The 7045-nt window shown below is 58.6% G+C and carries 4 protein-coding genes; all 4 read right to left on the bottom strand.

The features are described 5' to 3' along the window. Nucleotides 1-117 precede the first annotated feature (117 nt). The 4 genes from G0D83_RS22305 to G0D83_RS22290 all read right to left on the bottom strand — a co-directional run bounded on the left by G0D83_RS22305 (nucleotide 118) and on the right by G0D83_RS22290 (nucleotide 7035). Nucleotides 118-3249 (bottom strand): efflux RND transporter permease subunit, encoded by a 3132-nt coding sequence (locus G0D83_RS22305; protein WP_164196852.1) that lies wholly within the window; start codon nucleotides 3247-3249, stop codon nucleotides 118-120. Next, nucleotides 3246-4406 carry an efflux RND transporter periplasmic adaptor subunit gene (locus tag G0D83_RS22300; RefSeq protein WP_370457299.1) on the bottom strand — a complete coding sequence of 387 codons (1161 nt, stop codon included), beginning with the start codon at nucleotides 4404-4406 and terminating at the stop codon, nucleotides 3246-3248. The genes G0D83_RS22305 and G0D83_RS22300 overlap by 4 nt, the downstream gene beginning before the upstream one ends. A 1500-nt stretch (nucleotides 4407-5906) precedes the next feature. Further along, complete coding sequence (locus tag G0D83_RS22295; protein ID WP_164196850.1) at nucleotides 5907-6479, bottom strand: hypothetical protein; 573 nt, start codon at nucleotides 6477-6479, stop codon at nucleotides 5907-5909. A gap of 70 nt (nucleotides 6480-6549) precedes the next feature. Then, a complete protein-coding gene (locus G0D83_RS22290; RefSeq protein ID WP_164196849.1) occupies nucleotides 6550-7035 on the bottom strand; it encodes a hypothetical protein in 486 nt (161 codons plus the stop codon). Nucleotides 7036-7045 lie beyond the last annotated feature (10 nt).

Raw genomic sequence — 7045 nt, 5'->3', positions numbered from 1 at the left:
GCCTTCAACACCATGTTTTATATAGGAAATATAATGGTCAGGACAGCGAAATCAGCGCCTTACTTGGGAAATGTGGGATGGTGTGTGGTGTTAGTGATCCGATGCCCAGAACGTTGCCTACGTAGGGCTAGCCTTCCTTCGAGCAGTTCGCGCTCCTTTACTCTCGCCCAGGCGTTCAACGAGCATGAGCATGGCGGGCGTCACAACCAAGGTGAGGATGGTCGAGAAGACCAGTCCACCTGCGATTGCGGAACTCAGTTCGATCCACCACTGAGTCGACGGGGCGCCGTAGACGATCTCCCGTGTGAAGAAATTGAGGTTGAGCCCGATCACCATGGGAAGCAGCCCGAGTGCGGTGGTCACAGACGTCAGCAGGACCGGACGCAGGCGCTGGGCGCCGGTACGCAAAAGGGCCTCTGGGGCAGACATCCCCTCGCGACGCAGATCGTTGAAGGTGTCGATCAGCACGATGTTGTTGTTCACTACGATGCCGGCGAGGGCGATCACACCAATACCGCCCATGACGACGCCGAACGGCCTGCCTGTGATGATGAGACCAAGCAACACGCCGGCGACCGAGAAGACGATCGCTGTCATCACGATCAACGCCTGCGAGATGCTGTTGAACTGCACGATCAGGATGATTGCCATCATGAGGATCGCCGATGCGAATGCACCAACGAGGAAGATCATGGCATCCTGCTGATCCTCTGCTTCGCCAGCAAACGACCAGCTCACGCTATCAGGCAACTGAAGCTTCTCGACTTGAGCGCGGAGGGCCAGCACTTGGTCATTGGCGAGAAGGCCGGGCGCCACGTTGGCTTCGATCGAGATCACGCGCTGCTGGTCGATGCGGATGATGTTCCCCGAACGGGGAATGGGCTGGAAGGTCACGAAGTTCGAGACTGGTACCAGACCTGCGCTCGTCGGGACGCGCAGGTTCTGAAGCTTTTCCAGGGTTCTCTCTTCTGCGGGGAACCGGACCCGGATGTCCACGGAGCCATCGGTATCGTCAGGCCGGTAGTCAGCGACTGTGATGCCTTGGGTGAGCAGCTGGACGGCCTGGCCGAGAAGGGTCACATCGGCGCCGTATCGGGCAGCTTCCGAGCGATCCACCACAAGTTCCCATTCGACCCCGGGCAGGGCGCGGGTATCCGTCACGTCAGTGAAGCCGCCAATGCGATCCATGGCCTCCCTCATCCGGGTGACGGCCGATTGCTGAGCAGCAGGATCGTTGGAGATGATCTGCAGGTTGATGGGCTTGCCACCCGAGGGACCGTGGGACTGCACCTGCGCCTGCACATCGATACCCGCGATGTCGGCCATGTCCGCGCGGATGTCGGCCGCGATCTGCTGGGCAGGCTTGCGGGTATCCCAATCGGTAAGCTCGAGTTGGATTGTCCCGATCACCTCAGCATCCTGGCGTGAGGTGCCGCCCGTTCGGGCATAGACGCTCGCCACGCTGTCATAAGCCAGCAGACGGTGCTCGACGGCTCGAACAAGCTCATCCTTTTCGTAGACCGAGAAGTTGTCCCGAGCGCGAACTTGCACCTGCATGAAGTCCGGCTCCACGGAGGGAAAGAAGCTCACACCTGTGCCGAAGTGCCCATAGGCCACAAAAGAGCCAACAAGGGTGAGGAGTGCAAAAATCAGAGTCCGTCCAGGCCGCAGAATGGACCACTCAAGGAGACGAACATAGGCACCCGCAAACCCGGACATGCGCCGCGGATCACCTTTCTCAGCCTCATGAAGCTGGCGTGCCATCGTTGCAGACTGCGGCTGACGTCGCCCGATCACCCCGCCAAGCACCGGAATGAACACAAGCGCCATGACCAGAGAGGCGAACAGCGTCAACAGGACGGTGATCGGAAGGAACTTCATGAATTCCCCGACCACGCCTGACCAGAAGAGCAAGGGGAGGAACACGCAGAGTGTCGTTGCCGTGGATGCAATGATAGGCCAAGCCATCCGCTTGGCTGCATTGGCATAGGCGTCCTTGGCACTATCGCCTTCATGAAGATAGCGATCCGCAAGCTCTACGGTGACGATGGCCCCATCGACGAGCATTCCCACCACGAGGATCAGACTGAAGAGCACGACGATGTTCATGGTGTAGCCCATGAAGTAGAGGGCTGCGACCCCGCTAAGGAACGCTCCTGGGATGGCCAGCCCCACGAGGATCGAGGACCGAACGCCGAGAGCCCAGATGATCACGATCATCACAAGAAGGATTGCGGCAATCACGTTGGACTCGAGATCACTGAGCATGGTCTTCACCTGCTTGGACTCGTCCTGCATGTAGGTAACGCGAACGCTTTCCGGCCAGCCGGCTTGAGCCTTCTCGACAACGGACCTGACCTCTTCAATGGTCTCAATAATGTTGGACCCGACCCGCTTCTTCACTTCGAGCGCAAGCGCGGGCTGGCCGTTGATCCGGGCAAATCCGGTCGGGTCCTCGAAGGTGCGCCGGACAGTGGCCACCTCGCCGAAGGTCACCACGGTGTCCGCGCGTGTTTTGACCGGCATCTCCATGATGTCTTGAAGGCCCTCGATCATACCCGGGACCTTGAGCACCATCCGCCCGGCGCCGCTGTCGATTGCTCCAGCCGCAATCAGACGGTTGTTCCGGCCGATCTGACTGACGATCTCGTCGAATGACAGGTTGTAGGTCTCGAACACTGTTGGATCGATGAGAACTTCAAGGAGCTCGTCTCTGGAGCCGCCAATATCCACTTCAAGTACACCGGATATGCCCTCGATGTCCGACTGCAGATCTTCCGCGAGAGAATTCAGAGTCCGCTCGGGGACGGGCCCAGACAGGATGGCAGTCAAAATGGGGAAGAGCGCTGTGTTGATCTCTTGCACAACGGGATCATTCGCATCGTCAGGTAGGTCGCCCTTGGCCTTGTCGACGGCATCTTTGACCTTCCCGAGGGCCTCTTCGGCATCAAAGCCGGGATCGAACTCAAGCTGAACGCTCGCTATTCCCTCACCCGCAGTGGCAGTCATTTCCTTCAACCCGGAAATCCCGCCAAGTTCCGTCTCGAGGGGTTCCACCAAAAGGCGCTCCGCATCCTCAGGTGAGATGCCTTCCAGGCCGGCCGACACGAAGACCATTGGGATGGGAACCTCGGGAGAGGATTCCTTGGGAATGAAGGCATACGCCAGTGCGCCCACCGCCATGATGAGCGCAAGAACGATGACAACCGCTCGGGACCTGGAAAATGCGGCGTCAATCAGGGCGTTCATTGGCTCACCTCTGCCGCGATCTCAGTCGCTTCAGTCATGGTCGACTTGCTCGGGGCCACAACTTCGCCATCCCGGACGAAGCCTTGACCAACGGTGATGATGTCCACCTTGTGAGGAAGACCGCTGATCCAAAGCCCGTCGACTTGTGCCCGCTCAACCTTCACTGGTAGGAAGGAGACCATGTTCCGAGCGTCCACGGTCTTAACGCCAAGGACGCCATCGGTATCCAGCGACAAGACAGCCGGAGACACGAAGTGCGCACGCATTTCCCCGGTGGGAATTCGAACCTGGGCTGAGAGGCCCGATGGGAGGTCGTGATCTGGGTTGGGAACACGAATTTCAGCTGGGAAGGTGCGAGTTTCAGTATTGGCGTCAGCGCCGACGAAGATCACCTCTCCCAGACGTCGCTCGCCGGTCACAAAAGTCACCTCCGCAGGCTGACCTTCCTGGATACTGCCGACCGATTGCTGGGGAACCTGAATCTCGATGGTGAGAGGATCAGAGTCGAGCATGACACCAACCTCTGTGCCAGCCTGCACGAACTCTCCCACGTTGATGCCGAGCGCATCCAGACGACCCGCAAAAGGCGCCCTGATTTCAGTGTTCTCGAGAGCTTTCTCTGCGCTTGCCACTTGTGCCCGGGCGCTGGCTAGATCGGCGCGGGCCTCCGTCACGCGATCTGTTGTGGCCACGCCGCGGGACCGGAGGGTCACGGAATTATCGAAGTCGCGCTGGGCGCGATCCAGCTCTTGATTGGCCTGTTCAAGTCTTGCCTCGAGGTCAGTCGAACTGAGCCTCGCAATCAGATCACCTTCTTCGAGATTTCGGCCCTTCCCAACTTCAATGCTGGTGACCAGCGCAGAAGCCTCGGATCGTACTGGCGTTCTTCGATCGGGTTGACCCTGACCTTCGGCAGAGAAGACATGGGTGACTTGCTCAGCAACGCTCGAGCGCACCGATACCGCTACAGGTGCAACCTCTCGAGATTTCGTTTCCTCGTGGGCGTCTGTGTCATGAGAAGGGATGAGATAGCCACTGCCCATCCACGCGACGAGAGCGACACTGAGAATTCCGGCAACCCACTTAGAACGTGCGGAGCCTGCTTCCGAAGCAAACTCAAGCTTTCTTGTTTGGTCGGTCGTGTTGGTGTCGGTCACTGGCATCATCCTCTCGTTGTCCTGCCCGAAAGGGGCGAACAGGATGCCAGAAAATAGGGAAGCATGATGAAGGAAACGTTTGGTTCATGACATCATGCCATGCGGGACTTTCGATCTCGTGCTCCTATCTCCGAACCGATGACAGAAACTGCATGCGGCGAAACCCGCACAACCAACGAAGCGCGGGAGCGCTGGGCGAGACCTTGGCTGTCGTCGTCTAGAAGCGCTTCGCGAACTACTTGGACGTCTATGGGAGGTAAGGCATGCAGTGGTCTACGGGTCATTCACTGGCCACCAAATAGGCGCGTGCCGGCCTACCAAGAACTCCGCGGACAACCTTAGGAAGTTTTCGTCCGGTACTAGGCGCATCCAACTTATGTGCGTATTGTGAATGTGTCGAAAGCGCGCCGGTTCAGCTTCTGCCCGACGGGCGAACCCGCTCTGCTGAACAGTTTGAAGAGCCGGATCGCCGAAAGAGCATATGACCAGAGGTGTCACGGGTCGGTCGACGAGACGAGCAATAATGCCGTGAACTGCGGGAGCCCAGACTCTCAGGTGATACTTGACTTGAGCTGTTGTCGTTCGCGTCCAGGCGGCGTTCAGGAAGAGCACTCCGTTAGCTGCTGCTTGATCAAAAAAGACCCTAGAGCCAGGCATATTGTGGCGTTCTCTTACAAACCTAGGCCAACCGCCTTTGATGAAGTACCCCTGCATGCCATCTTGAGTCGACCAGGCGGCCGTATAGAGCCTCTTTTGCGCACTTGCCATAGCCTGTGGGGCGTCTTGGCCATTCCGCCATTGCCCATCTTCAAAGCTGCGACCTGTGGCCTGCGCTACCTGTAGGTATGGGTCTTGCCCAAGCACGAGGACCGTAACCGCCTCGGGATCAAGGCCTTCTAAAGCCCTCATTAGGTGAGCATCTGGCCTGGCATCTGGGTACGTTCCTGGCCGAAAGCTGGGATAGATCACACAGCGGTCATCGACCTCGACATGCGCTGGGATTTCGTCGATGTTTGGGGACGGGCAGTCCACAAGAAACCGTGCCCATTGGTGCGGAAGTGCCCCTCGCCAATGTTCGACATTGTCTTCGAAGTAGGCACGAAAGTGATTCCTCAGGGCAATCATCACCACCTCAATCTCCTTCAGAGCAAGTTCCGCGGGCCGGATGTAGCTCAAGAGGACGGAGATGTCTCTACAGGAAAGGGCCTCCCTGGAGCTACCGGGGAGGCCCTCTGTATTTGGTGGGAAGGGCGATGGCTGCGCGGAACAATGTGCAGGTCCATAGGGGGTCCAGGGAACCAGCAATTGGCAACGGGCGAAGTGCAGAGAGTCCGACGACCGGGGAGCAACGGGCAAGAGGTCAACACCTCATATCGAACCCGGATTGCGTACTCTTTCATGAACCGCTTGTTTGTGCGAGCGATCGGTCCCTTCCCGGACGATCACCGACCCTCGATGCTCCAAGGAGAAAGAGCGGGCCAGTGACCATCGTCTCGGTGATCAGATGATGCGGTTCTCCCGAAGGATTTCTTCGGTCGCCGGCGCGACATCGATCAGGGTGTTCAGGTTCAGCTGCAGGGACCGGTCCTTGAGCCGATGCAGGGTGCGGCGCAGGTCAGCGAGCTCTTCAGTGAGATACTCACGCTGCTCGAAGGTCAGCAGACCGTAGGTGATCGTCGGGATTTCTGCGCCCATGCGATAGACGCTTTCCGACTTGTCCTCGGCGAGCTTGTTGTGTGCACCCATCAGGTACTCCGAGCTCGGTCGTTCCTTGGCCTCAAGCGCTCGCTTGGTCACCTTGATCGACTCTTCGGTCTTCGCGATGTCGGCGAGGACATCGTTGAGGCCGGAGACGTGGTTGGCCGCCGAAACCGACTTGCGGATACCGTAAAGGGCCTCCCGGATGTCATCGGCCTGCTCCCGATGCAGCACCCAGCGCTTGGAGCGATGGTCGACGTCTTTGAGTGGGTTTTCGATCCCATTGACCTCGAACTCGGGGGTCTGCTCGAGCCCCGAGATCAGGGAAGCCAGTTCACGCTGAATGGCGTTGGCATTGCGCAGCGAAATCTGCATGTTGTCTTATCCAATTCTGTGTCTTGTCGGCACAAATAAGGATAAGCGGCGAGCCCGTCAAGAACAAAATTCAGATTGCCCTGATCGTCTCGACGGTCTTCGACCATGCTCGTGAACTCTCGGAGACGTCTTGAGGCTGGACCCTGTTGGCCATCTCCTTTTTGCGTGCACGTGCGAACTCCTCGGGGGACGGCGCAGGCAGGAGAGGTTGCATCTCCTCCTTCGTCGCGGCCTGTTCAACGGCTTGTTTGGGGACTTCAAGAACTTCGCCGATTGACGATAGGGGGCGCGGTTTGCGCCTCCGGGGGGCCTGGCGGTGGCCCCCCAAGGGTTCGTCCGGAGCCGAAATGGTGTCTTGGTCCGGATTCCAGCGGTCGGAGCTGAAGCGTGAAGCCTCAAACGAAATCGGGGCCTCAGGACGCTTCTGATCGGCATTGGCCGAAGGTTGCGCCGGCCAAATGGCCTTGTCTTCCAGCTGTTCAGTTGGCTTGGGCTTGGCAGGCTTGGAAGCAGCACGCCCTACGATGTCGTCGAAAAAGGAAAAATCAGTGCTCATGGGGTGTCTT

It is taken from the genome of Salipiger sp. PrR003, assembly GCF_010500785.1.
Classification (GTDB): domain Bacteria; phylum Pseudomonadota; class Alphaproteobacteria; order Rhodobacterales; family Rhodobacteraceae; genus Salipiger; species Salipiger pacificus_A.
This window is presented reverse-complemented; position numbering and strand designations above follow the sequence as displayed.